The organism is Pseudomonas abieticivorans, assembly GCF_023509015.1.
GTDB classification, from domain to species: domain Bacteria; phylum Pseudomonadota; class Gammaproteobacteria; order Pseudomonadales; family Pseudomonadaceae; genus Aquipseudomonas; species Aquipseudomonas abieticivorans.
In genome coordinates, this window is record NZ_CP094975.1 from 6618170 (window position 1) to 6639545 (window position 21376).

Here is a 21376-nt window from a genome sequence, read left to right on the forward strand (position 1 = left end):
ACCATTTTAGTCAATAGTCACAAACTCAAGGCGCCAGGCTTCGCAGTATCAGCGCTGAGAGGTGCACGGGGGCCGTGGTGACAATGTCCAGGTTGTACTGCAACTGCACCGGGCTGATATACGGCCGCAGGACCAGATGAATCGCCTGAACGGCATCATCCAGTGGGGTCTTTCGCTCGAATTCGCCCGACTGCCGCCCTTCGAGAACAATTTCCCTGACCAGTACTTGCAGGCGCTCGTCGTGTGCCATCGCAGAGGGCCACTGGTCTCGTCCTGCTACAGCGGCGATGTCATAGAGCTTGCGGTCGTGAAAAAACAGGTCGCTGCCGGCCTCTACCAGCGCGCGAAACAGGCGCCGCAGCTTCTCGGAGGCGGTGGGTGCATCCGCAATAGCCGACTCCACGATGGCCATGATCATCGCCAGCCGGTTGGCGCAAATCACTTCACCGATAGCCTGTTTGGAGTCAAAGAATTTGTAGATGTAGGCTTTGGAGAAGCCAATGGCCTTGGCCAGATCGGAGACCGTGGTCTTCTCGTACCCGTAGTGACCGAAGTGCTGCGTGGCCGCTTCCACGACTTGGTCACGAACGCTGTGGTCCGATGGCCCACGCGGCGGAGTCGTCTTCGTTTGGTTAGTCATGTTTCCAGCTTAGCTCCACAAGCCATGATTGACAACGAGTGACCATATTGTAATATCGTCACAGCCGAGGTCAGATCAAGGAAAATTTCAATGCGCTCGCTTTCTACGTACGCACTGGTCATCAGTACCAGCCTACTGGCGAGCTGCGCCGTGGGGCCGGATTATCAACGCCCCGAAGCGCCGATCAAAGACCGTTACCTGGCGCAACCTAATATCGAAACCAATATTACCGTGGGTTCAACAAGCAATGTCGTTTGGTGGCAAGGTTTCGATGACCCCTTGCTTAGCGACTTAGTCTTACGGGCTCTTTCGAAGAATCTCGACTTGGCCCAATCAGACGCCCAGCTCACCCAAGCGCGGGCACAACTGGGTTTTGCAACGGCGGCGCTTCTGCCCTCTGGCAACCTTAGCGCCCAGGCGGCACGCTCCTATCAATCGGTAGAAACGCCACTCGGCCAGGTCCTCGACTCGACCCCCGGCTATGATCGCTATGGCAACGCCTACGAAGCTGACCTCGGTGCCAGTTGGGAGCTGGATGTGTTCGGCGGTCTGCGCCGCAGCAGGCAGGCAGCATTGGCTGAGTATGAGGCCTCTGAGGCAGGCGTCATCGCAGCCAGGCTTGCAGTAGCGGCTCAAACGGCTGATACCTACATCACCCTGCGTGGCCTGCAATCGCGACTGGCTATTGCCCATCAGCAGGTCAAAACGCAGGAAGAACTGCTAGAAAAGGTTCGTCTTCTCTACACCAAGGGGCTGGCCTCGGAGTACGAATTGCATCAGACCGAAGGCGAGCTTGCACAGGCGAAGGCGAGCGTGCCGGTTCTGTGCACCGGACTTGATGCGGCCATGAATGCATTGGATATAATGACAGGCGTACCCCCAGGCACCCATCGTCAGACGCTTGCGACAGCCACAGGTATCCCGCACCCTCCGCAGCTTACGTCGACCGGCACACCAGCAGACCTTCTGCGCCGCAGGCCCGACCTCATCGTGGCAGAGCGTCGCCTCGCCGCCTCCAGCGCCCGCATCGCAGTGGCTGTGAGCGAGTACTACCCAAAGTTCTCCCTCAGTGCATTGATGGGTAGTGCGACAGCACTATCAAGCGGCAATCTGTTCAGCAGCGCAGCGAACCAATCGGCAGGCGTTCTGGGGCTGCGCTGGAGACTGTTCGATTTTGGTCGCGTAAACGCTCAGATCGAGCAGGCCAAGGGTGCAGAAGCTGAAGCCTTGGCGGCTTACCGCCAGTCAGTCTTACAAGCCACTGCCGATGTTGAAAACGCTTTCTCCTCTTTGGCCAACCGAGAAGCTCAAGCTGCAACGCTGAGCAGAGGCGAAACCGCTCTCGCCGCCGCTAGACAATCTTCATTCATGGGATACCAAAAAGGCGCGATCAGCTTGATTGAAGTGCTGCGGACCGATGAAAAGTTGCTGCTGATAGCCGATGCGCGCGCCCAAGCGCAGACGGAGTCGGCTCGCTCGGCTGTCGCAGCATTCAAAGCCCTGGGTGGCGGATGGCAACCGTCCCAGCCCATTGTTGGCTCCCGGTAGTGTAGAAACAGACCATTGCGGCACCGAGCCCTCAATATGCCATCACCCGTCACAAGCACCCGCATCTGTGGAAGCAAGGCTTGCCTGCGATGGCGGCTTCACGGTCACTGTCACGGGTTGTGGATGCCGTTGGCGTGTTATCGCAAGCATCGCGATGACGCCTTAAAGCGCCTACTGATGCTTTACTGCATGAGGTCAAGCCGTGGCAGTTGCCGCTGGCTTGCCTGCTTTTATCCTCACCCATCGCGCTAACCCGGGGCCAGCCAGGCTCGATGCGGCTGGGTGGATCTACGCGAACTACCCATTCAAGGACGCCACCATGAGCACGGCAATAGCCAAGATCAAACACGAACTCATGAAGGTACTGCCGCCGACCGTGTTTTTTTTCATCATCCTGCACATCGTGGCCCTTATTCGCGGGCTCATGATCAAGGGGACGGGGGTTGACCTGACGACGTCGACGTCGGTGCTGATCGCATCACTGATCCTCGGCAAGTCGGTATTGATCGCGGACATGCTGCCCTTCATCAACCGCTTTCCGGAAAAGCCGCTGATCTGGAATGTCACCTGGAAGACGCTCATGTATGCGCTGGTCGCGCTGGTTGTCCATTATCTGGAGCGTTTGTACGACTACTGGAAAGAGGCACCCAGCTTCATGGATGCGAACTCACTGCTTTGGACCTCGATGAACTGGCCGCGCTTTTGGGCGGTGCAGATTTTGCTCGTGACATTGATATTCATGTATTGCGTGATCGCCGAGTTGGCCCGGGTGATGGGTGGTAATCGGCTGAAAGTGATGTTTGTGGGGCCGTTGCCCCCTGTGCAGCGCTAGGCCCGACGCCGCTTGGGCCGGCAAAGCTACACAGGGGCCGCAGGCCCCGAGGCCTCAGAACACCGCGATCGGGTAATCGACAATCAACCGGAATTCGTTGGCATCGCCATCCGGATCCCCAGCCGTGGCGCTGTGCCAGGCCTGCCGCACCTTGATCGACATGTCCCGCGCCGGGCCTGACTGAACCACGTATTTGGCTTCAAGGTTGGTTTCGTGATGGCGCTCATCGGCACCGTACATGCCGTAGTAGGCGCTGCTGGGCGACAGGTGCGTGCCGTCAATGCCATCGCCGTACACGTAGCGGGTCATGAAGGTCAGCCCCGGCACGCCATAAGGCGCCATGTTCAGGTCGTACTGCGCCTTCCAGGACTTTTCCCCCGGCCCGTTGAAGTCCGAGTACTGCACGGAGTTGGCAATAAAGCACGAGTCTCCAGGTTTGTTGTCGTCGCCGGTGCCCACGTAGTCGAACGGGGTGTTGCCGTTGACCTTCTGAAACCCCAGGGTCAGCGTGTGCGCCGACAAAAAGCTGTAGCCTGCGGCAATGGAGAAGGTGTTGTTGTCAATCGCACCCGCCTTGGCCGCGCCTTGGTCAGTGGTGCGGTAGTAGTTGAAATCCACCGCCAGCGACTGGCTATCGGACAGCGCCGTGGTGTAGTTCAGGTTGCCGTAGTACTGGTCCCAGATGCCTTGCAGGCGGCCGCCGTAAAGGCCAAGGCTCCATGGCGTGTCGACGAAGGCATAGCGCCCACCGGCGAAGTCCATGGCACTGGCGGGGCGATTGGCGTAGGCCGCCCAGAGGCTGCCGTCGCGGTTGGTCTGGTCCTGACTGGTGCCGGAATAGAAATGCCCGGCCTCAAGGTCCAGGTTATCGACTTCACTGCTCATCAACTGCAGGCCACTGACGGTCACCGGCGTCAGGCGGCTACCGCCCACGGCAAACACCGGGCTGGTCGAGGGCTGCTGGTCGCCGATTTTCAGCAGCGTGCGCGAGACGCGCAGTTTCAGCGCAGCACCGGCCTTGCCGTAGTGGCTGTCGGGGTGGCCGTCGGCGCCCTCGGTGAGGTTGCCCGAGGTGTAGCCAGGCACCGCATATTCATCCGGCGCCCACAGTTTGAAGCCCAGGTAACCAAAGGCATCCACGCCCACGCCGACCGTGCCCTGGGTAAAGCCCGAGTTAAACACCCCCTGCAAACCTTGGGTCCAGTCGCGGGCATCCGGTGCGCCGTTCTGGTTGTCGCGGTTCCAGTAATAATTGCGCAGCAACAGGTTCAGCGAAGCGTCTTCGACAAACCCCTTGGCCGTGGCCTGATCACTGACAAAAGCGGCTGCCATCACCGCCGGTGTGTTGACCAGGCCCAAGCCGACCAGCATCGCGCTCCATTTCAATATTGTCATCGCCCACACTCCTGCCAAGCCTGCGATTCGCCGAAAAGGCGGACACCACAGGCCCAATGATTGATTTTGTTAGGTTGGTATTGCTGGCTCGCTAACGCCCCGGTTATCGGGCGGGGAGCGTCCCGATAAAGCGGTTGGTGAAATACTCATCGACAGGCAAGGTCGACTTGACGATGCCCTCCTCGCTGAAGAAACGCACGGACTGGGCAACCCGCTCGGGCTGGATTTCACCCAGGCGCTCTTGCTGGCCGTAGACGTACTGGGTGTACAGCGCCAGGATCTGTTCCACCTTGCCCTCCTTGCCCTGGTACGCCGGCACTGCCGCCACGAAGGTTTTCGCGGCTTGAGCGGGGTCTTGTAGAATGTCGCGCAACCCCATCAAGGTACCTTCGACCATTTTCTGCACCAGCTCGGGGTGCTGGGCGATGGCCTCGTCGGAGGCCAGGATCGACTGCGCCATGCCATCGAACATCTGCGCCTGGGGGATCAGTTGCAGCGCTCGCCCGGCCTCCTGCGCATTGACCACCCAATCGGGCGAACCGGCCATGGCATCGGCTTTGCCGTCGGCCAGCAACTGCCACACCCCGGCCGGCCCAGCGGCTTGGATATTGACCTCGCTTTTGTCCACCGAAGCCTTGCGCAGCGACGCCAGCAAGGCGTAGTACAGCGAGTCCGAATAGGACATCACGGTAATGGTCTTGCCGCGCAGCTGCTCGATGCTGCCAATGTGCTGCGCCGCATCAGTGGCCAACAAGGTGTAGCCGTGGGTGCCCAACACCGCGACATTGCGCACCGGCACGCCGTTGGCCCGCACGATGATCGGCACGTCGCCGCTGGCCGCGCCGAACAACGCATTGCCGGCGCCCACCTGCTTGGCCACATCGACGCCGCCCTTGGCCGTCACCCAATTGACCCGCAGGCCCAATTGGGCGTAATAGCCTTTTTGCTGGGCGATGATCCACGGTGCAAAGCCCGGCAGGTTCGGTGGCGCCGGCATCAGGAAGGTCACCTCCTGAAGGTCGGCGCGGGCCACCGGGAGTAGCACGGGGGAAATAAGCAACACTGAGAAACACCATCGGATCAAACGCTTCATGACAGATACCTTGTGTTCGGAAAAGGTAGGTGTGCTCAACGGCCTTCTCGACCACTGCCGTGCACCGTGAAAAACTGCGCGCCATTCATCTTCTGCCCCACCGCTTGCTCGTACGCAACGCGCACCTCGGGAGGCTGGCCGGCCTGGCCGAAAAAGTCCTTGAGGTAAGGGCCCAGCAGCGGGTGCGCGGCCAGCTGCTCACGGGGCAGGCCCTGGATCAGTTCGTCGCGACAGGCCGACGGCAAGAACACGTTCTGGTTGTGCGCAGGGTCCAGGATCAGGCCCTTGGGGATGTGCCCGGGGTCCTCGCGCAGGGCGTCGAGCTCTTCGAAAAACCGCCGCCGCATCATCACGATGCCGCGGTCGCTTTGGCCCAGGTGCTCGCGGGTGCGGTCGGTGACGGTGCCTTGCCCCACCCACACCACGAAGTCCTGGTTGGCCACGTGGCTGGTGATCCAGCGGCCGGTCACAGGGTCTTTGATGGGGCCGTACCAGGTGGGGATTTTCGCTTGCACGTAGGGCTCCTGCTCGCTGGGCACGCGGCTGAACACCCACAAAATGCTCAAGGTGCGATGGTCATCGATGGGCACCCGCCATTCGAAATGGTGGCCGAGGTAAAAGCCGTTGGGCCACAACGTCACGCGCCCGACATTCCACATCACGTCGTCGCAGGCTTCACCCTCGCGCAAACGCCGGTAGACGAAACCATGCTCGAACTCCTCGAAGGCCAGTTGCAGGTGCGTGGGCACGTAGTCCACCTCATCGCTTTGCTGGCGCAAGGTCCAGTTGTTATGGGTCCATTCGAAATGCACCGGGTCGATGGAATTCTCCTGGCACTGGAACCAATTGCACGGGATCTCTGCGCACACCACCTGGGCAAAGCCATTCTTATAGTTGAACAGCTCCCAGTCTGGCAGTTGCGGTGCCGGGGCCGGGCCCAGGTAAGCCCAGAGCAAGCCGGCCTTGGCGACCACCGGGTAGGCCTTGATTTTGGTCTTGTTGCGCATGCGCCCGGTGGGGTCGCAGGTGTCTTCATAAGGCTGATGCAGGCAGCCGCCGCCCTGGTCGAATTGCCAGCCGTGGTAGCTGCAGCGCAGCCCGGTCTGTTCCACGTAACCGTATGACATGTCGGCATTGCGATGCGGGCAGCGGCGGTCAACCAGGCCGAAGTCGCCGTTCAAATCCTTGTACAGCACCAGGTCCTCGCCCATCAGGGTCAGGGTCTTGATCGGCTTGTCGTCGAACTCGCTTTCACCGGCAATCGGCTGCCAATAACGGCGCAGGTAATCGCCCATGGGCGTACCGGGCCCCACTTGGGTCAAGGTACGGTTCTTTTCTTCACTGAGCATGCAGCACTCCTTCGATAGGCACGTGATGCCCCCGGCAGGGGGCGCCAGGCAAGAATGCAGATTGAATGCCATTTATTCCTTTTAAAAGGAATTAAATTAAAGTCGTTATTATTCATATGGTTAACCTGTACCACTAACGAAACAAGGCGGGCCGCGTGACCACGTGCACCACGGCGCAGCAAAATGTCACCGAGCTACCCAAAACGGTGTTCCCGCAGGTTATGATCCCAGCCCATGGACATTTCATCGGAAAAGAAAAAGCGCGGCCGCCCCGCCCACAAGGCCGCCATCGGCAGGGAAGGCCTGATCGAGGCCACCTTGGCGCTGCTGCGCACCTGCACGCCCACCGACCTGACGCTGCTGGACATCGCCCGGCAAGTGAACGTCGACCCGGCATTGATCCGCTATTACTTCGGCGGCAAGGACGGCTTGTTGCGCGCGGCCACCCTGCATTTGCTGGACGTGACCCAGTTGGGCAGCCAATCGCCCAGCGATGGGCAGGACATCGAGCGCATGCTGTACCGGCGCATCCGTTTGATCATCGATATCGGCCGGCAAAACCCGCACTTCGTGCAACTGGTCTTGCGCGAAATCTACCAAGGCAAAGACCCGCAAACCGGCGAGGTTTTGGACACCATTGCCCAACGCGGCGTGGACCTCAGCGAGGCGATCCTGCACGCCAGGCCGCCAAGGCCGGGCCTGCCGCAAATCGACCCGCGCATGCTGCACGTGGTTTTGGTGGGCGCCTGCACGTTTTTTGCCACCGCCCAACCGCTGTTTGGCGTGCTGTTTGCCGACAGCAACGACGAGGCGCTGGCCGAGCAATATTCGCGGTTTTTGACCGACCTGCTGTTGCGTGGGGTGGGGGTCGTCGGGGCGCCCGCTTCGGTGGTCTGAACCGCCCCGTAGGCGGCGTTGCATAGGGGGGCGGGGTATGCCATGCTTGCACATAGGTAAGGGGGGTATCCTATGGGCCACATCGCAACCAACAAAGACAGCCTGATCAAGCGCGTCAAGCGCATCGCCGGGCAGATCCAGGCCGTGGAAAGGGCCTTGGAAGCAGACGACGACTGCGCCAAGACCTTGCACCTGGTCGCTGCCACGCGCGGCGCCATCAACGGCTTGATGGAAGAGATCATCGCCGACCACGCCAGGGAACACGTGGCCAACCCCGCGCTCAGCGATCAAGCGCGCAGCCAAGGCGTTGAAGAGCTTCTGGAAGCGATCCGGCGTTACTCCAAATGACCAGGCAGGCTATACCCATGACCACCGGCCACACCCACGACCACGTATTCCTCGGCTCACAGCACGATGAGAACGCCAAGCGCACCCTGTGGGTGGTGATGTTGACCGTGGTGATGATGGTCGGGGAAATCGCCGCTGGCTACTTGACCGGCTCCATGGCGCTGCTCGCCGACGGTTTTCACATGGCCACCCACGCCGGTGCATTGGGCATCGCTGCGGCGGCCTATGCCTATGCCCGACGCAACGCTAACAACGCGCGCTACAGTTTTGGCACCGGCAAGGTGGGTGACCTGGGCGGCTTTGCCTCGGCGCTCATCCTGGGCCTGGTGTCGCTGGGCATTGCCGTGGAGTCGGTGATGCGCCTGCTGCAGCCAGCCGAGGTGCAATTCGGCACGGCCACGCTGATTGCCGTCGTCGGCCTGCTGGTGAACATCGTCAGCGCGTTGCTGCTCGGCCATGGCCATTCGCACGACCACGATCATGCACACGATCACGATCACGAACACCATCACGCTGGCCACGACAACAACCTGAGGTCGGCGTACGTTCACGTCATCGCCGATGCCTTGACCTCGGTGCTGGCCATCGCCGCCCTGCTCGCCGGGCGTTACCTGGGTTGGGTGTGGCTGGACCCGGCCGTGGGCATCGCCGGCGCCGTGGTGATTGCCCGGTGGTCGTGGACCCTGATGAAGTCCAGTGCCAGCGTGTTGCTGGACCAGACCGACGCGCAAATGGCCGCGGATATTCGCACCCGGGTTGAACAACCGGGCGATGCGACCGTCACCGACCTGCACGTCTGGCGCGTGGGGCCGCAAGCGCATGCCGCCATCGTCAGCGTGCTGGCCCACCCGCCACTGGATGCGGACAGCGTTCGCGAACGGCTCAAACCCGTCCATGCCATCAGCCACCTCACCGTGGAGTTGCGCCGTGCCTGAGCTTGCCAGCAAACGCGACCAGGCGCGCTTGGAGCGCCGCCTGGTGGTGGCCCTGACCCAGGCCTGCGAAACCGCCAAGGCTGAACTGCCCGGTTTCGACTGGTTGACCCACCTGGTCGACTACCAGGCGTTCCCCCACAGCCTTCGCGTGGTCTGGGTGTTCGACACCCAGGCCAACCAGGCGCAGGCCTTGGCAACGGGCCTGGATGCGCGCATGCGTGAACTGACCGCCCAGGCCTTGGGCGCTGCCGAGGTTACGCTGGACGCCCGGCAACTGGCGCGCTGCGTGCGCGTTGATTCACAACAGCAATGCCAGGCGCAACAGGCAGGGGATTGGCCCGCACGCCTGGCCAGGCTGCATGCGGCAAAGGGGTAGCCCAGTGGCCAAGGATATCGAGAACCCGTGCGTTTCAACCTGCCAGTTGAGCGGTGACCTGTGCGTGAGTTGTGGGCGGAGCAAGGACGACATTCGCAAATGGAAGCGGATGAAGCGCCCGGAAAAAATGGCCGCGGTGCAGCGCGCCACCTTGCGCTTGAAAGCGCTGAAAAAGGCCAAGTGAGCAGGCACGTTCAATAGACCGTCACTGGCCAAGGCGGTCGAGGATGTCGCGCATCGGCTCAAGGGAAATACCGATCAAGCCATCCAATGGCCGGTTCAGTTCCTCGATCAGCAAGATGGACGTGCTGGTAGACAACGCGCACATCAGCACCACGGCGAACACCGTCGCATTACGCGCTGACAGCAGGCCAAAGGATGCAAAGATGATCGACAGCCAGGCGATCAGTGCCACCAGCAGTGCCGGCGGCACGGGGCCGATGGCTTGCAGCATCAATAACCCGCGCAAGCTGAACACATCGTCCATGATCGTCAGCGCGCGTTTTTTAAGCACCGCCTGTTCTTCGTTGGCCACGGGCAATTGCACCACGGCCTCGCGCAGGGCTTCTGAACGCTGGATGGCCTGGCTGTCATTGAGCCGGGCGATATCGTGGGTATTACCGGTCGCCAACAGGTCAATCACGCCCCGGTAATGACGTTGCACGGTGCCACGCAGGTCTTGGGTCGGCGGGCCATAGCGCGCCAGCACCCGGTCGAATTGCTCCACCTGCGCGGCGGTGCTGACCAACTGCGCGTTGGCCCTGTCGAAGGTGCCTTTGGCCGACGAAATCAATAGCCCCAGCACCAGTGCCGCCATCGTTGCAATCAGCCCGGTGGCCAGCTTGATCACGCCAATGGAGTCATCGCTCAAATGATGCTCGGGCAAGCGCTGGCGCAACCACCACCCGGCCGCGGCACTGCCCACCAGGCAGGTAAACGAAAGCAGTGCAATCAATACATTAGTCATGTTCGGTCTCCGCGCGGCGGTTAAAAATGCCTGCTTATTCAGCCTTACATTAATTCATTACGCCCTGGCACAGTCGACGTATTTAACAAGCAGTTGTAAAGCAACTGAAACAGCACTTTCAAAAGCATATATTATGATTGGCTATTTTATAAAACCGACCTACGCTCTTGCCGGGGACGCACAACAACTCATGGTCGGGGGGCCATCTCAGGGCACTAATACTAGTCCACTGGAGCTCCACATGAACCCTACCTATTTATTGCAATCGCTGGCGTTGTCCTTGTTATCCGTCGTGGCCCTGTGCGGCCTTGCACAGGGCGCTGATAAACCCGCACCTAATATTGTCGTGATCATGGGCGATGACGTCGGCTGGTCCAATATCGGCGTTTATAATCAGGGCATGATGGCCGGGCGCACGCCCAACCTGGATACCCTGGCCGCCGAGGGCATGCGCTTTACCGACTACTACGCCGAAGCCAGTTGCACCGCCGGGCGCGCCAACTTCATCACCGGCGAACTGCCAATCCGCACCGGCATGACCACGGTCGGCCAGGCCGGCTCGCCCATCGGCATCCCCAATGAAGCGGTCACCATTGCCACCGCGCTCAAGTCCATGGGCTACGCCACCGGCCAGTTCGGCAAGAACCACTTGGGCGACCTCAACCAGTTCTTGCCCACGGTGCACGGCTTCGATGAGTTCTTTGGTTATCTCTACCACCTGGACGCCATGGAAGACCCGTCGCACCCTAATTATCCGCAGGAATTATTGAATACGGTCGGCCCACGCAACATGGTACACAGTTGGGCGACCACCACCGATGACGCCACCGATATGCCGCGTTGGGGCAAAGTAGGCAAACAGAAAATAGAAGACGCCGGCACGCTGTACCCCGAGCGCATGAAAACCGTGGACGATGAAATTCGCGATAAGGCCTTTGGTTTTATCGACAAAGCGAAACACGACAACAAACCGTTCTTTGTCTGGTTAAACCCGACCCGCATGCATATCGTGACCCACCTGTCCGATAAATATGAAGCACTGCGCAATTCGGAAAATGGCTGGTCGGAACAGGAAGCCGGCATGGCGCAACTTGACGATATTGTCGGCGAGGTCATGGCCAAGTTGAAAAAAGAGGGCATGGATGACAATACCATCGTGGTATTCACTACCGACAACGGCGCGGAAAACTTCACCTGGCCCGACGGTGGCGCCACCCCGTTTGCCATGGGCAAAGGCACCGTGATGGAAGGCGGCTTCCGTGTACCGGCTATTATCCGCTGGCCGGGCACTGTACCCGCCAATACCATTGCCAACGGCATCATGTCGGGCATGGATTGGTTCCCCACCTTCCTGACCGCCGCCGGCAACCCAGACATTACGGCTCAACTGCTCAAGGGCAAGCAACTGGGTGACACCACCTACAAGGTGCACCTGGACGGCTACGACCAAACGCCGATGATCACCGGCAAGGGCCCCTCCAACCGCCACGAGATCTTCTACTTCGGTGAAAGCGCCTTGGGGGCCATTCGTATCGACGACTTCAAGTATCGGTTCATCGACCAGCCCGATGGCTGGCTGGGTGCCAAAGTCACGTTGGACATGCCGGTGCTGACCAACCTGCGGCTCGATCCTTACGAACGTGCCGGCTGGCCGGAGAACATGGCGGCCAGTGGTTCGCTGTCTTACTTTGAGTGGTTCAAGTTTCAGTTCTGGCGCTTTGTGTTTGTTCAACAGCAAGTGGTCAAGCTAGCGGAAACCGCCGTCGAGTACCCGCCGATGCAAAAAGGCGCGAGCTTCAACCTGGATGCGGTCAAGGCCAAGATCGAAGCGGCCCGCGCGGCCATGAGCCGTTGACGCCTGCGGTGTCACACGGGGCCTTGCACCCTCGACAGTCACCCGGCGTGCCTGGCCTTCAGGCCGCCAATTCGGCCAGCACTTGGGCACGGGTCGTGACCTGACGAAAATGGTGCTTCCACAGGTCGATCCCCAACTGCCCCGAGCGGTCCAGGGACGAGCCCACCGTAAGGTCGGTGACCAGCGTCGGCGCAAGCCCGGCATCGAACAGCGCGAAACCTGCGGCCAGCACGCAGGTTTCGGTCTGCATGCCGCACACCAGCACACGCTCGACACCCAACTGCTTGATGTACGCGAGGGCTTCGGCGGTTTGCCCGTAGCCGTGCTTGATGAATACCTGGTCGGCCTCCACCAGGCTTTCGTCCTCGGCCGCGGGGTGCCAACCGAGTTGCCGCTCAAACGGGGTAACCCGTTCATCGTGGAGTTCGACCGAAGCGATGGTCGGAATCCTCGCCGAAAACGCCCGCACCCCATCCACCAGCCACTCGGGCGGGTTGAAGGTGGCTTGGACATCGACGATCAATAAAACCTGGCGCATGGCGTTTCCCGGACACAACTGAAGGCGCGCAGTATATCGTTGCAAAGCGCCCGTGCGCCCTGCCCGCTGCTCCTGATGACTAGGGCTGATGATCGGCCAGGGCCTCCAACAGATCGGCCGACGGCACGAAAAACAGCCCGCCGGTGACAGCCGTGCTGTAGTCGAGCAAACGGTCATGATTGCCCGCTGGCCTGCCGAAGGGCATGTTGTCGCGCACGATTTTTAGTTCCTGGCCAATTCGCAAGCAAGCTTGCTCCCACAGTTGCTCCCACAGTTGCAGCCAATGTGGGAGCAAGCTTGCTTGCGAAAGGCCACCACGGTGAATCAGGCATTCTGCGGCGCGGGCTTCGCGGATGAATCCGCTCCTACAGACAAATAGTGTGGCTGGGGTTTTCTGGCGTCCATTCGCAAGCAAGCTTGCTCCCACAGTTGCAGGCAATGTGGGAGCAAGCTTGCTTGCGATAGGCCAACACGGTGAATCAGGCATTCCGTGGCGCGGGCTTCGCGGATGAATCCGCGAAACCGATCAATGGGCGAACAGCGACTTGCTCTGTTTGCCGGCCATTTTCTCCGGCTTGATCAGGAACCGCGCCAGCGCCGGTAGCAGCCACAGCGCACCGAACATGTTCCACAGCAGCATGAAGGTCAGCATCAGGCCCATGTCGGCCTGGAACTTGATGGCCGAGAAGATCCAGGTGCACACCCCGATCGCCAGGCACAGGCCGGTGAACAGCACCGCCTTGCCGGTGGATTTCAGGGTCTGGTAGTAAGCCTCTTGCAGCGGTAGCCCGGCCCGCAAAAAGCTTTCCAGGCGGCTGTAGATGTAGATGCCGTAGTCCACGCCGATACCCACGCCCAGGGCCACCACCGGCAAGGTCGCGACCTTGACGCCGATGCCCATGAAGGCCATCAGCGCGTTGCCCAGCACCGAGGTCAGCACCAGCGGCAGCACGATGCACAAGGTGGCGGCGAACGAGCGGAAGGTGATCATGCACATCACCGCCACGCAGATGTACACCAGGACCAGGATGGTCAGTTCGCTGGTCTTGATCACCTCGTTGGTAGCCGCCTCGATGCCGGCGTTGCCCGCCGCCAGTTGGAACTCCAGGCCTTCGTGGTCGTGGGTCTTGGCGAAGTCCTTGACCGCCGTCACGGCGCGGTCCAGGGTTTCGGCCTTGTGGTCGTTGAGGAAGATCAGCACCGGTGCCAGCGAGCAGTCACCGTTGTACAGGCCGTCGGCGCGGGCGATGGAGCTGTTGAGCACGTCGGGGTTGCGCGACAGGGTTTCCCATTTCAGGTTGCCCTCGTTCATGCCCTTGATCATCTGTTTGGAGAAGGTCACCAGGGAGATCGCCGACTGCACGCCCTGGGTGTTGTTCATCTTCCACATCAGTTCGTCGATCGGCGCCATGGTGTCGTAGGCCGAGCAGCCCTCGGCCTTGGTTTTCACCATGACCACCAACACGTCGGAGCTGGTGGCGTAGTTATTGATGATGAACTGGTTGTCCAGGTTGTAGCGCGAGTCGGGGCGCAGCTCCGGCGCGCCTTGGTCCAGGTCGCCGATCTTCAGGTTGTGGCCGTACCACAGGCCACCGCCCAGGGCCAGCAGCGCCAACACCACCGACACCGGCGCCACCTTGGGGCTGGCGAAGTTGGACAGCGCACGCCAGAACGGATGCTCGCGCACCGCGTCCTTTTTGCTGCGCTCGATGGCGCGCTTGCTGATGCCCACGTAGGAGATCGCCACCGGCAGCAAGATCAGGTTGGTGAACACGATCACCGCCACGCCGATGGAGGCGCCGATCGCCAGCTCGCGGATCACGCCGATGTCGATGATCAGCAGGGTGATAAAGCCCACGGCATCGGCCAGGATGGCGATCATGCCCGGCAAAAACAGCTGCCGGAAAGTACGCCGCGCGGCGGTCAGGGCGTTGTCGGCATCGCTGGACTGCAAGGCGATGCCGTTGATTTTCTGCACGCCGTGGGAGATGCCGATGGCGAAGATCAAAAACGGCACCAGCATCGAATACGGGTCCAGCCCAAAGCCGAAAAAGTGCATCAGCCCCAGCTGCCAGACCACCGCCACCAGGGTGGTGCTCAACACCGCGACGGTGCTGCGGATGCAGTGAGTGAACCAGTACAGCAGCACCAGGGTGATCACGAAGGCGACGCCGAAGAACATCACCACCATGATCAAACCGTCGATCAGGTCACCGACCTTCTTGGCGAAACCGACGATGTGCACCTTGATGTTGGGGTTTTGCGCCTCGAACTTGCTGCGGATCTTTTCTTCCAGGCTGTGGGAAAACTTCTGGTAGTCCAGGTGTTCCAGTTTGCCCTGGTCATCGGGGTTGGGGTAGGTCTCCAGCAGCGGGAACTCGATGATGCTCGACTTGAAGTCGTTGGACACCAGCCGCCCCACCTGGCCGGACTTGAGGATGTTGTTGCGCAACAGCTCCAGGCTGTCGGGCGAACCGTCGTAGCTTTGCGGGATGACCTCGCCACCGGCGAAACCGTCCTCGGTCACCTCGGTCCAGCGCACGCTGGGGCTCCACAGCGACTTCATGCCCGAGCGGTCAACGCCGGGGATGTAGAACGCCTCGTCGTGGATCTGGCGCAAGGTCTCCATGTAGTCCTTGTTGAAGATGTCGCCGTTCACCGCTTCCACCGAAATACGCACGGTGTTGCCCAGGTTGGCCAGGTCGTTGCGGTGCTCCATCATCTTCTCGATGAAGGGGTGCTTGAGCGGGATCATTTTCTCGAAGCTGGTGGAGGGGCGGATCAGCGTGGCCTGGTAGAACAGGAAACAGCTGACCAACAGGCAGATCAGGATCACCCAGGGGCGATTGCTGAAGATCAGGCGTTCAAGGAAGGTGGCCTTGGCCGGTTGGCTGAGCGATATTTTTTCGTGGCGGCTCATGGCTGGGTCACCTCGCTGCCATTGCCGCAAGCCAGGCGCACACCGCCCTGCCCCGCCAGGATCAACCGATCGCTACCCACCGACGCCACGCCTGCCAAGGCTTGGCGGTCTGCGCGGCTGACGCGGTTGAAGGTCAGCCCATGGTCATCGCTGCGCAGCACCGTGCCGCCGTTGCCCACGATTACCAGCGCGCCGTTGTCGAGCAAGGTGGCCTTGGCCAGGCCAAACTCCAGCGGCCCGCGCTCACCGGCAAGCGTCAGGGTTTGCCAGCTGTCGCCACTGTCGCTGGAGCGCAGCAGGTGCCCACGCAAACCATAGGCCAACAGGGTGTGCGGCTGGCCGGTGGCGACCACGCCAAACAGGCTGCCGTTGTAAGGCACAGACAGGCGTTGCCAGTGCTCGCCCTGGTCAACGGAGCGAAACAGGCTGCCCTGCTCGCCGACGATAAACACTTGGGCATCGCCGAGGGCGGTGATGGCGTTGAAATGCAACTGGTCCGGGTTGTCGACCCGTGCACTCACATCCTGCCAGTGCTGGCCGCCGTCAGCCGTGGCCAGCAGCAGGCCATAGGCCCCCACCGCCAGGCCCTGCCGTGCATCCTTGAACCACACGCCCAACAAGGGCGATTGGCGTTGGGGGTCTTGGTACTGCAAGGTCCAGGTCAGGCCCCCATCCACCGTGGCCAGCACCTGCGCGTCGTGGCCTACGGCCCAGCCATGCAACGCATCGGCAAAGTACACCGCCGTCAGCAATTGCTGGCTGGGCACCTGCGCCTGGCGCCACGCATGGCCCTGGTCGTCGGAATACAGGATGCGCCCGTGATCGCCGACCACCACCAGGCGCGCACCGGTGTTCACCGCATCGATCATCAGGCTGGCGGTGGCCCGGGCCACCGTCGGCACCGCCTGGTCGGCCTGCACGGCCGGTGGCATGCCCAGCACGGCCAACACGCCGAGCAGAGGTAAAGCGTTGGATAACATCAATGAATGTCCTGGCATATCTAACCCTGCCGCCCTGCCTGAGTGCGACGCGAAAGGCCATTCTAGGGAGCCGCCTTATTTGCGCCTCTAGCAATAATTCATGGCTATGCGCCCTGGTAATGGCAGCCCCCGGGCGCGCTCCGGCATAGGGCGCACCGGCCATGCTTGACCCAGGATGAGGCAGGCAAAAATCCTCACTTCACGTTTGGCTATAGGCATAAGAATTTCCTAGAAGGCAGAACCCCCACAGCTCCCTACCATGCGCCAGAACCTGGACCACAGGTGGCAACTGAAACCGGCCGGCGGGCTAACGGCCCGCGCGTCTATGACATGCAGGTTATTGGCGGAGAGCACCATGGAAAGTACAAAAGGTACGGGGACTATGTATCCCCAACGCCTGGCAATGGCAGTCGCACTGGCAACCGCGCTGCCGGCCTATGCCGCAGACTTCAATATTGGGGAGATCGAGGGGCGATTCGATTCATCATTGTCCATTGGCGCCAGCTGGGGCACCAGCAACCCGGACAAGGCTTTTATCGGCGTGGCCAACGGCGGTACCGCGTCCAGCCGCACCTCAGACGACGGGCGCCTGAACTTCCACAAGGGCGAGGCATTTTCGAAAATCTTCAAGGGCGTGCACGACCTGGAGCTCAAATACGGCGACAGCGGCGTGTTCGTAAGGGCCAAGTACTGGTACGACTTCGAGCTCAAGGACGGCAGCCAGCACCTTTACGACATCGATGACAGCGGCCGCGACCAGTCCGCCAAGGCCAGCGGCGCGCAGTTTCTCGACGCCTTCGTGTACCACAACTACAGCATCGGCGACCTGCCTGGCAGTGTGCGCGCCGGCAAGCAGGTGGTCAGTTGGGGCGAGAGCACCTTCATCGGCAACTCGATCAACAGCATCAACCCCGCCGACGTCGCCGCCTTGCGCCGCCCCGGCTCCGAGATCAAGGAAGGGCTAATCCCGGTCAACATGCTCTACGTCAGCCAAGGCCTGAGTGACAACCTTTCGGCCGAGGCCTTTTACCAACTCACCTGGCAAAAAACCGTGCTGGACAATTGCGGCACGTTTTTCGGCAGCGACGTTGCGGCGCAAGGCTGCGACACCGGCATGGCGGTCAACGGCAGCGATCTGGATCGCAACGCCAGCACCTACGGCTACGTGCCACGCTTGGCCGACCAGGACGCCCGCGATAGCGGCCAGTACGGCGTGGCGCTGCGCTGGACCGTGCCGGAACTCAACGAAACCGAGTTCGGATTCTATGCACTCAATTACCACAGCCGCACCCCGGAAAGCAGCTGGGTGGTGGGCAGCGGCGCGCTGAAAGATCCGGTCGGCGGCTTGTCCGGCCAGGGCGGCGTGAGCACTGCGCGCTACTACATCGTGTACCCGGAAGACATCCACCTGTACGGCATCAGCTTTGCCACCAACATCGGCGCCACGGCGGTGTCGGGCGAGATCAGCTACCGGCCCAACATGCCGATGTCGCTCAACAGCAGCGACGTGTCCACCGCCGCCACCCTGGGCTCGGCCGCCACCAGCGCGTTGGTCAATGCCGGGCTGCCGGTGTTCAGTACCGGCTGGGCCAGTTCGGCCTATGGCTCGACCATCCAGGGCTACAAACGCATGCCTTACACCCAGGCGCAAATGACGGCGATACGCACCTTTGACCAAGTGCTGCGCGCCGACCGCCTGAGCTTGATCGGTGAAGCCGGGGTCGCCCACATCGGCGGCCTGGGCAGCACCGATGGCTCGGACCTGCGCTTTGGCCGCAGCAGCGTGTATGGCAGCGGCGAACTGGCCAGCGCCGGTACCGCTGCCCTGCTGGGCGGGGTGTCGGGCAACCAGATCTGCGCGGTGCTGAACTCGGCCAACCCCAGCGAATGCAACGACAAAGGCTTTTACACGCCGATCTCCTGGGGCTACCGGTTGCGCGCCACGCTGGAATACAACGACGCCTTCCTGGGGGTGAACCTCAAGCCCAACCTGTCGTTCTCCCATGACGTGCGCGGCAACGGCCCGACCTTCACCGAAGGCAGCAAGGCGGTGAGCCTGGGCGTGGACGCCGACTACCTGTCCAAATACACCGCCAGCCTGAGTTACACCAACTACTTTGGCGGCGACTACAACACCACCACCGACCGTGACTTTGTCGCCATGAGTTTTGGCGTGAGTTTCTAAGCCCTGCCCCACGAGGTTTACATGACACACCCGCATCTGATGAAAATAGGCTGCCTGACCCTGAGCCTGCTCGCCGGCCACGTGCTGGCCGCCGTGCCCGCCGACCAGGCGGCGCGCCTTGGCGCCGACCTGACGCCGGTGGGCGCGCAAAAAGCCGGCAATGCCGATGGCAGCATTCCGGCCTGGACCGGCGGGCTGCCGACCACGGCGGGCAAGATGGATGCCGACGGCTTTTTGCCCGACCCTTTTGCCGGAGAAAAGCCGCTGCTGGTGATTACCGCGAAAAACGCCGAGCAGTACAAAAGCAAACTCACCCCGGGCCAACTGGCGATGTTTACCCGCTACCCGGACACTTACCGCATACCGGTGTACACCACGCACCGCAGTGTCAGCTTGCCGGACAAAAGCCTGGCCGCGACCAAACTCAATGCCACCGACACCACCCTGGTCGAAGGCGGCAACGGCCTGGAACACTACCACCCGGGTGCGGTGCCTTTTCCGATCCCCAAGGATGGCCTGGAAGTGATCTGGAACCTGATCGGCCGCTACCGCGGTGACACCCTCAAGCGCATCGTGATGCAGGCCTCGCCGCAAACCAATGGCAGCTTCACGCCTAACGTGGTCAAGCAGGAACTGGCGTACCCCACCGGTCTGAGCGACTACCAGCCGGAAGAAATGGCCAACATCCTGAGCTTCTACCGCGAGGAGTTCCTATCACCGGCACGCATGGCCGGCGGCGTGTTGCTGGTGCACGACACCGTCAACCAGGTCAAGGAACCGCGCATGGCCTGGCAGTACAACGCCGGCCAGCGCCGCGTGCGCCGCGCCCCGCAAATCGCCTACGACAGCCCGGCGGCCGAGGGCATGCGTACCCTGGACGATTTTGACCTGTTCAATGGCGCACCCGACCGTTTCGATTGGAAACTGGTGGGCAAGCAGGAGTTGTACATCCCCTACAACAGCTACCGCCTGGAATCGCCGAAGCTCAAGTACACCGACATCATCCAGGCCGGCCACATCAACCAGGACGACACCCGCTACGAACTGCACCGGGTGTGGCACCTGCAGGCCACGCTCAAGCCAGGCGAGCGGCACATTTATTCGCGGCGTGACATCTACATCGACGAGGACAGCTGGCAGGGCGCCGAAGCCGACGCCTACGATGGCCGCGGCGCGCTGTGGCGGGTATCCGAAGGCCACGCCAGTTTCTTCTACGACGTGAAGGTGCCCTCCTTCGCCGCCGAAACCCATTACGACATCCTGTCGGGGCGCTACGCGGTGAACTCGCTGCGCAACGAAGAGAAGAACAGCTACACGTTCAACGTGCCGGTCAGCCGCAAAGAGTTCACACCCTCGGCGCTGCGCGTGACCGGGATTCGCTGATCTCAAGCCCCACGGTGTAGGAGCGGATTTATCCGCGAAAAGAACGCTGCGGTGTATCAGGTTTTACGTGGCGTACTTTTCGCGGATAAATCCGCTCCTACAGGCAGAGTTGTTCCTGAATGCCCTAGAGGGCCCAAATTTTGCTTTGAATTCAAGCACTCACATTCTTACGTTGGTCATTACCCCATGAAGCTTCATCAGCTGCGCGCCCTGGTTTCCATCTGCGAAAGCGGCAGCATTCAGGAAGCTTCGCGCCTGTTGCACATCTCCCAGCCGGCCCTGTCCAAAGGCATCAAGGAGCTGGAAGCCGAGCTGGGCGTGCCGTTGCTGGTGCGTTCCAACCGTGGCATCACTGCCACCGAGTACGGTGAACGGCTGGTACGCCGCGCCCGTATGATCCTTGAAGAAGTGCGCCGCGCGCGGGAAGAAATCGACACGCTCAAGGGCGTGATGGACGGCAAGTTGTCGATCGGGGTGTCACCGGTCACCCCAGGCGTGCAGTTTGTCGACAGCCTCAACCGTTACCGCAAGCGTTACCCCAAGGTGCACATCCAGATCCACGAACTGCGGCCTTCCAAACTGATGGAAGGCCTGCGCGAGGGCTTGCTCGACATGGCCCTGACCTCCCTGCCTGCCACCCGCACCGACGGTTTCCACTGGCAAGAACTGTATGCGCAGCCTACCGTACTGGCCGTGCGCAAGGGCCACCCGCTGCGCAATGCCACCTCGTTGGCACAATTGCGCGAACAGGACTGGCTGCTGCAAGACTCCTTGGAGCAATCCAAAGTAGGCACGATGTTCAAGGACAATGGCGTGGCGTGGCCAGAGAACGTCATCGAGTGTGCCTCGGTGGTGCTGTTCGCGGAGCTGGCCGCTACCAGCGACGCCATCAGCTACTGGTCGCTGCGTATCCTGGAGCGCACGCAAATGATGATGCAGACCCTGGACATCCTCGACATCGCCGAACCCGTGCCGCCCATGAACATCTCCCTGGTGTGCCGCGACCAGGAGTTGATGACCCGCGAAGCCAAGGCCCTGGCCGACGAGTTGATCTACGTGTACACCGGCCCGCACACCCTCAAGGCCCCGGCATCGACCGTAGCGACGTAAGGCTTGATAACCAGCCTTGATAAGC

19 protein-coding genes and 1 pseudogene are annotated in these 21376 nt (G+C 61.3%); 11 read left to right on the plus strand and 9 right to left on the minus strand.

The annotated features are described in order from the left end of the window. Positions 1–25: 25 nt before the first annotated feature. A complete protein-coding gene (locus L9B60_RS30010; protein WP_249674800.1) occupies positions 26–640 on the minus strand; it encodes a TetR/AcrR family transcriptional regulator in 615 nt (204 codons plus the stop codon). A gap of 90 nt (positions 641–730) precedes the next feature. Between L9B60_RS30010 and L9B60_RS30015 the strand changes: the two genes are divergently transcribed. After that, the gene (locus tag L9B60_RS30015) at positions 731–2188 is read left to right on the plus strand and encodes an efflux transporter outer membrane subunit (RefSeq protein ID WP_249674801.1); all 1458 of its coding nucleotides are present in this window, start codon (positions 731–733) and stop codon (positions 2186–2188) included. A gap of 202 nt (positions 2189–2390) precedes the next feature. Then, the gene (locus L9B60_RS30020) at positions 2391–3020 is read left to right on the plus strand and encodes a hypothetical protein (protein WP_249674802.1); all 630 of its coding nucleotides are present in this window, start codon (positions 2391–2393) and stop codon (positions 3018–3020) included. A gap of 54 nt (positions 3021–3074) precedes the next feature. Here L9B60_RS30020 and L9B60_RS30025 read toward each other — a convergent pair whose 3' ends face one another. From L9B60_RS30025 to L9B60_RS30035, 3 genes are all read right to left on the minus strand, one after another. Beyond that, positions 3075–4415 carry an OprD family porin gene (locus L9B60_RS30025; RefSeq protein ID WP_249674803.1) on the minus strand — a complete coding sequence of 447 codons (1341 nt, stop codon included), beginning with the start codon at positions 4413–4415 and terminating at the stop codon, positions 3075–3077. 103 nt (positions 4416–4518) lie between these two features. Next, positions 4519–5508, minus strand: a complete 990-nt coding sequence (locus L9B60_RS30030; protein ID WP_249674804.1) for an ABC transporter substrate-binding protein — start codon at positions 5506–5508, stop codon at positions 4519–4521. A gap of 35 nt (positions 5509–5543) precedes the next feature. Continuing rightward, on the minus strand, positions 5544–6857 hold the full coding sequence (locus tag L9B60_RS30035; protein ID WP_249674805.1) for an aromatic ring-hydroxylating oxygenase subunit alpha: 1314 nt from the start codon (positions 6855–6857) through the stop codon (positions 5544–5546). A 234-nt stretch (positions 6858–7091) separates the two neighbouring features. Between L9B60_RS30035 and L9B60_RS30040 the strand changes: the two genes are divergently transcribed. The 5 genes from L9B60_RS30040 to L9B60_RS30060 all read left to right on the plus strand — a co-directional run bounded on the left by L9B60_RS30040 (position 7092) and on the right by L9B60_RS30060 (position 9597). Further along, positions 7092–7754 carry a TetR/AcrR family transcriptional regulator gene (locus L9B60_RS30040; protein ID WP_249674807.1) on the plus strand — a complete coding sequence of 221 codons (663 nt, stop codon included), beginning with the start codon at positions 7092–7094 and terminating at the stop codon, positions 7752–7754. Between the two features lie 72 nt (positions 7755–7826). Beyond that, complete coding sequence (locus L9B60_RS30045) at positions 7827–8102, plus strand: metal/formaldehyde-sensitive transcriptional repressor (RefSeq protein WP_249674809.1); 276 nt, start codon at positions 7827–7829, stop codon at positions 8100–8102. Between the two features lie 17 nt (positions 8103–8119). After that, positions 8120–9037: a CDF family Co(II)/Ni(II) efflux transporter DmeF gene (gene dmeF / locus L9B60_RS30050; RefSeq protein WP_249674810.1), complete on the plus strand. Its 918-nt coding sequence runs from the start codon at positions 8120–8122 to the stop codon at positions 9035–9037. Then, positions 9030–9413: a hypothetical protein gene (locus L9B60_RS30055; protein WP_438866038.1), complete on the plus strand. Its 384-nt coding sequence runs from the start codon at positions 9030–9032 to the stop codon at positions 9411–9413. The genes dmeF and L9B60_RS30055 overlap by 8 nt, the downstream gene beginning before the upstream one ends. A 4-nt stretch (positions 9414–9417) precedes the next feature. Then, a complete protein-coding gene (locus L9B60_RS30060; RefSeq protein WP_249674812.1) occupies positions 9418–9597 on the plus strand; it encodes a DUF1289 domain-containing protein in 180 nt (59 codons plus the stop codon). Positions 9598–9618: 21 nt separating this feature from the next. Here the strand turns inward: L9B60_RS30060 and L9B60_RS30065 are convergent, their stop codons facing one another. Continuing rightward, positions 9619–10380 carry a bestrophin-like domain gene (locus tag L9B60_RS30065; RefSeq protein ID WP_249674813.1) on the minus strand — a complete coding sequence of 254 codons (762 nt, stop codon included), beginning with the start codon at positions 10378–10380 and terminating at the stop codon, positions 9619–9621. 241 nt (positions 10381–10621) lie between these two features. Here L9B60_RS30065 and L9B60_RS30070 point away from each other — a divergent pair, with 241 nt between their 5' ends. After that, entirely contained in the window at positions 10622–12235 is a 1614-nt protein-coding gene (locus L9B60_RS30070) for an arylsulfatase (RefSeq protein WP_249674814.1), read from the plus strand. A 58-nt stretch (positions 12236–12293) separates the two neighbouring features. Here the strand turns inward: L9B60_RS30070 and L9B60_RS30075 are convergent, their stop codons facing one another. From L9B60_RS30075 to L9B60_RS30090, 4 genes and pseudogenes are all read right to left on the minus strand, one after another. Then, on the minus strand, positions 12294–12773 hold the full coding sequence (locus tag L9B60_RS30075; protein ID WP_249674816.1) for an isochorismatase family protein: 480 nt from the start codon (positions 12771–12773) through the stop codon (positions 12294–12296). A 79-nt stretch (positions 12774–12852) separates the two neighbouring features. Further along, a pseudogene (locus L9B60_RS30080) lies at positions 12853–13008 on the minus strand (Dyp-type peroxidase); the annotation flags it as partial. A gap of 291 nt (positions 13009–13299) precedes the next feature. Continuing rightward, the gene (locus L9B60_RS30085; protein ID WP_249674817.1) at positions 13300–15693 is read right to left on the minus strand and encodes an efflux RND transporter permease subunit; all 2394 of its coding nucleotides are present in this window, start codon (positions 15691–15693) and stop codon (positions 13300–13302) included. After that, complete coding sequence (locus L9B60_RS30090) at positions 15690–16673, minus strand: WD40/YVTN/BNR-like repeat-containing protein (RefSeq protein WP_438866040.1); 984 nt, start codon at positions 16671–16673, stop codon at positions 15690–15692. The genes L9B60_RS30085 and L9B60_RS30090 overlap by 4 nt, the downstream gene beginning before the upstream one ends. A gap of 355 nt (positions 16674–17028) precedes the next feature. Here L9B60_RS30090 and L9B60_RS30095 point away from each other — a divergent pair, with 355 nt between their 5' ends. From L9B60_RS30095 to L9B60_RS30105, 3 genes are all read left to right on the plus strand, one after another. Then, positions 17029–18858 (plus strand): DUF1302 domain-containing protein, encoded by a 1830-nt coding sequence (locus L9B60_RS30095; RefSeq protein ID WP_438866041.1) that lies wholly within the window; start codon positions 17029–17031, stop codon positions 18856–18858. A gap of 21 nt (positions 18859–18879) precedes the next feature. Beyond that, a complete protein-coding gene (locus tag L9B60_RS30100; protein WP_249674818.1) occupies positions 18880–20241 on the plus strand; it encodes a DUF1329 domain-containing protein in 1362 nt (453 codons plus the stop codon). Positions 20242–20427: 186 nt separating this feature from the next. Further along, positions 20428–21351: a LysR family transcriptional regulator gene (locus L9B60_RS30105; protein ID WP_249674819.1), complete on the plus strand. Its 924-nt coding sequence runs from the start codon at positions 20428–20430 to the stop codon at positions 21349–21351. Positions 21352–21376 lie beyond the last annotated feature (25 nt).

Excerpts from the sequence above, each read along its gene's own strand:
- L9B60_RS30045 (WP_249674809.1), top strand. The coding sequence starts at position 7,827 with ATGGGCCACATCGCAACCAACAAAGACAGCCTGATCAAGCGCGTCAAG.
- L9B60_RS30015 (WP_249674801.1), top strand. The coding sequence starts at position 731 with ATGCGCTCGCTTTCTACGTACGCACTGGTCATCAGTACCAGCCTACTG.
- L9B60_RS30065 (WP_249674813.1), bottom strand. The coding sequence starts at position 10,380 with ATGACTAATGTATTGATTGCACTGCTTTCGTTTACCTGCCTGGTGGGC.
- L9B60_RS30025 (WP_249674803.1), bottom strand. The coding sequence starts at position 4,415 with ATGACAATATTGAAATGGAGCGCGATGCTGGTCGGCTTGGGCCTGGTC.
- L9B60_RS30040 (WP_249674807.1), top strand. The coding sequence starts at position 7,092 with ATGGACATTTCATCGGAAAAGAAAAAGCGCGGCCGCCCCGCCCACAAG.
- L9B60_RS30095 (WP_438866041.1), top strand. The coding sequence starts at position 17,029 with ATGGAAAGTACAAAAGGTACGGGGACTATGTATCCCCAACGCCTGGCA.
- L9B60_RS30070 (WP_249674814.1), top strand. The coding sequence starts at position 10,622 with ATGAACCCTACCTATTTATTGCAATCGCTGGCGTTGTCCTTGTTATCC.
- L9B60_RS30035 (WP_249674805.1), bottom strand. The coding sequence starts at position 6,857 with ATGCTCAGTGAAGAAAAGAACCGTACCTTGACCCAAGTGGGGCCCGGT.
- L9B60_RS30100 (WP_249674818.1), top strand. The coding sequence starts at position 18,880 with ATGACACACCCGCATCTGATGAAAATAGGCTGCCTGACCCTGAGCCTG.
- L9B60_RS30085 (WP_249674817.1), bottom strand. The coding sequence starts at position 15,693 with ATGAGCCGCCACGAAAAAATATCGCTCAGCCAACCGGCCAAGGCCACC.
- L9B60_RS30105 (WP_249674819.1), top strand. The coding sequence starts at position 20,428 with ATGAAGCTTCATCAGCTGCGCGCCCTGGTTTCCATCTGCGAAAGCGGC.
- dmeF (WP_249674810.1), top strand. The coding sequence starts at position 8,120 with ATGACCACCGGCCACACCCACGACCACGTATTCCTCGGCTCACAGCAC.
- L9B60_RS30030 (WP_249674804.1), bottom strand. The coding sequence starts at position 5,508 with ATGAAGCGTTTGATCCGATGGTGTTTCTCAGTGTTGCTTATTTCCCCC.
- L9B60_RS30090 (WP_438866040.1), bottom strand. The coding sequence starts at position 16,673 with ATGTTATCCAACGCTTTACCTCTGCTCGGCGTGTTGGCCGTGCTGGGC.
- L9B60_RS30010 (WP_249674800.1), bottom strand. The coding sequence starts at position 640 with ATGACTAACCAAACGAAGACGACTCCGCCGCGTGGGCCATCGGACCAC.
- L9B60_RS30075 (WP_249674816.1), bottom strand. The coding sequence starts at position 12,773 with ATGCGCCAGGTTTTATTGATCGTCGATGTCCAAGCCACCTTCAACCCG.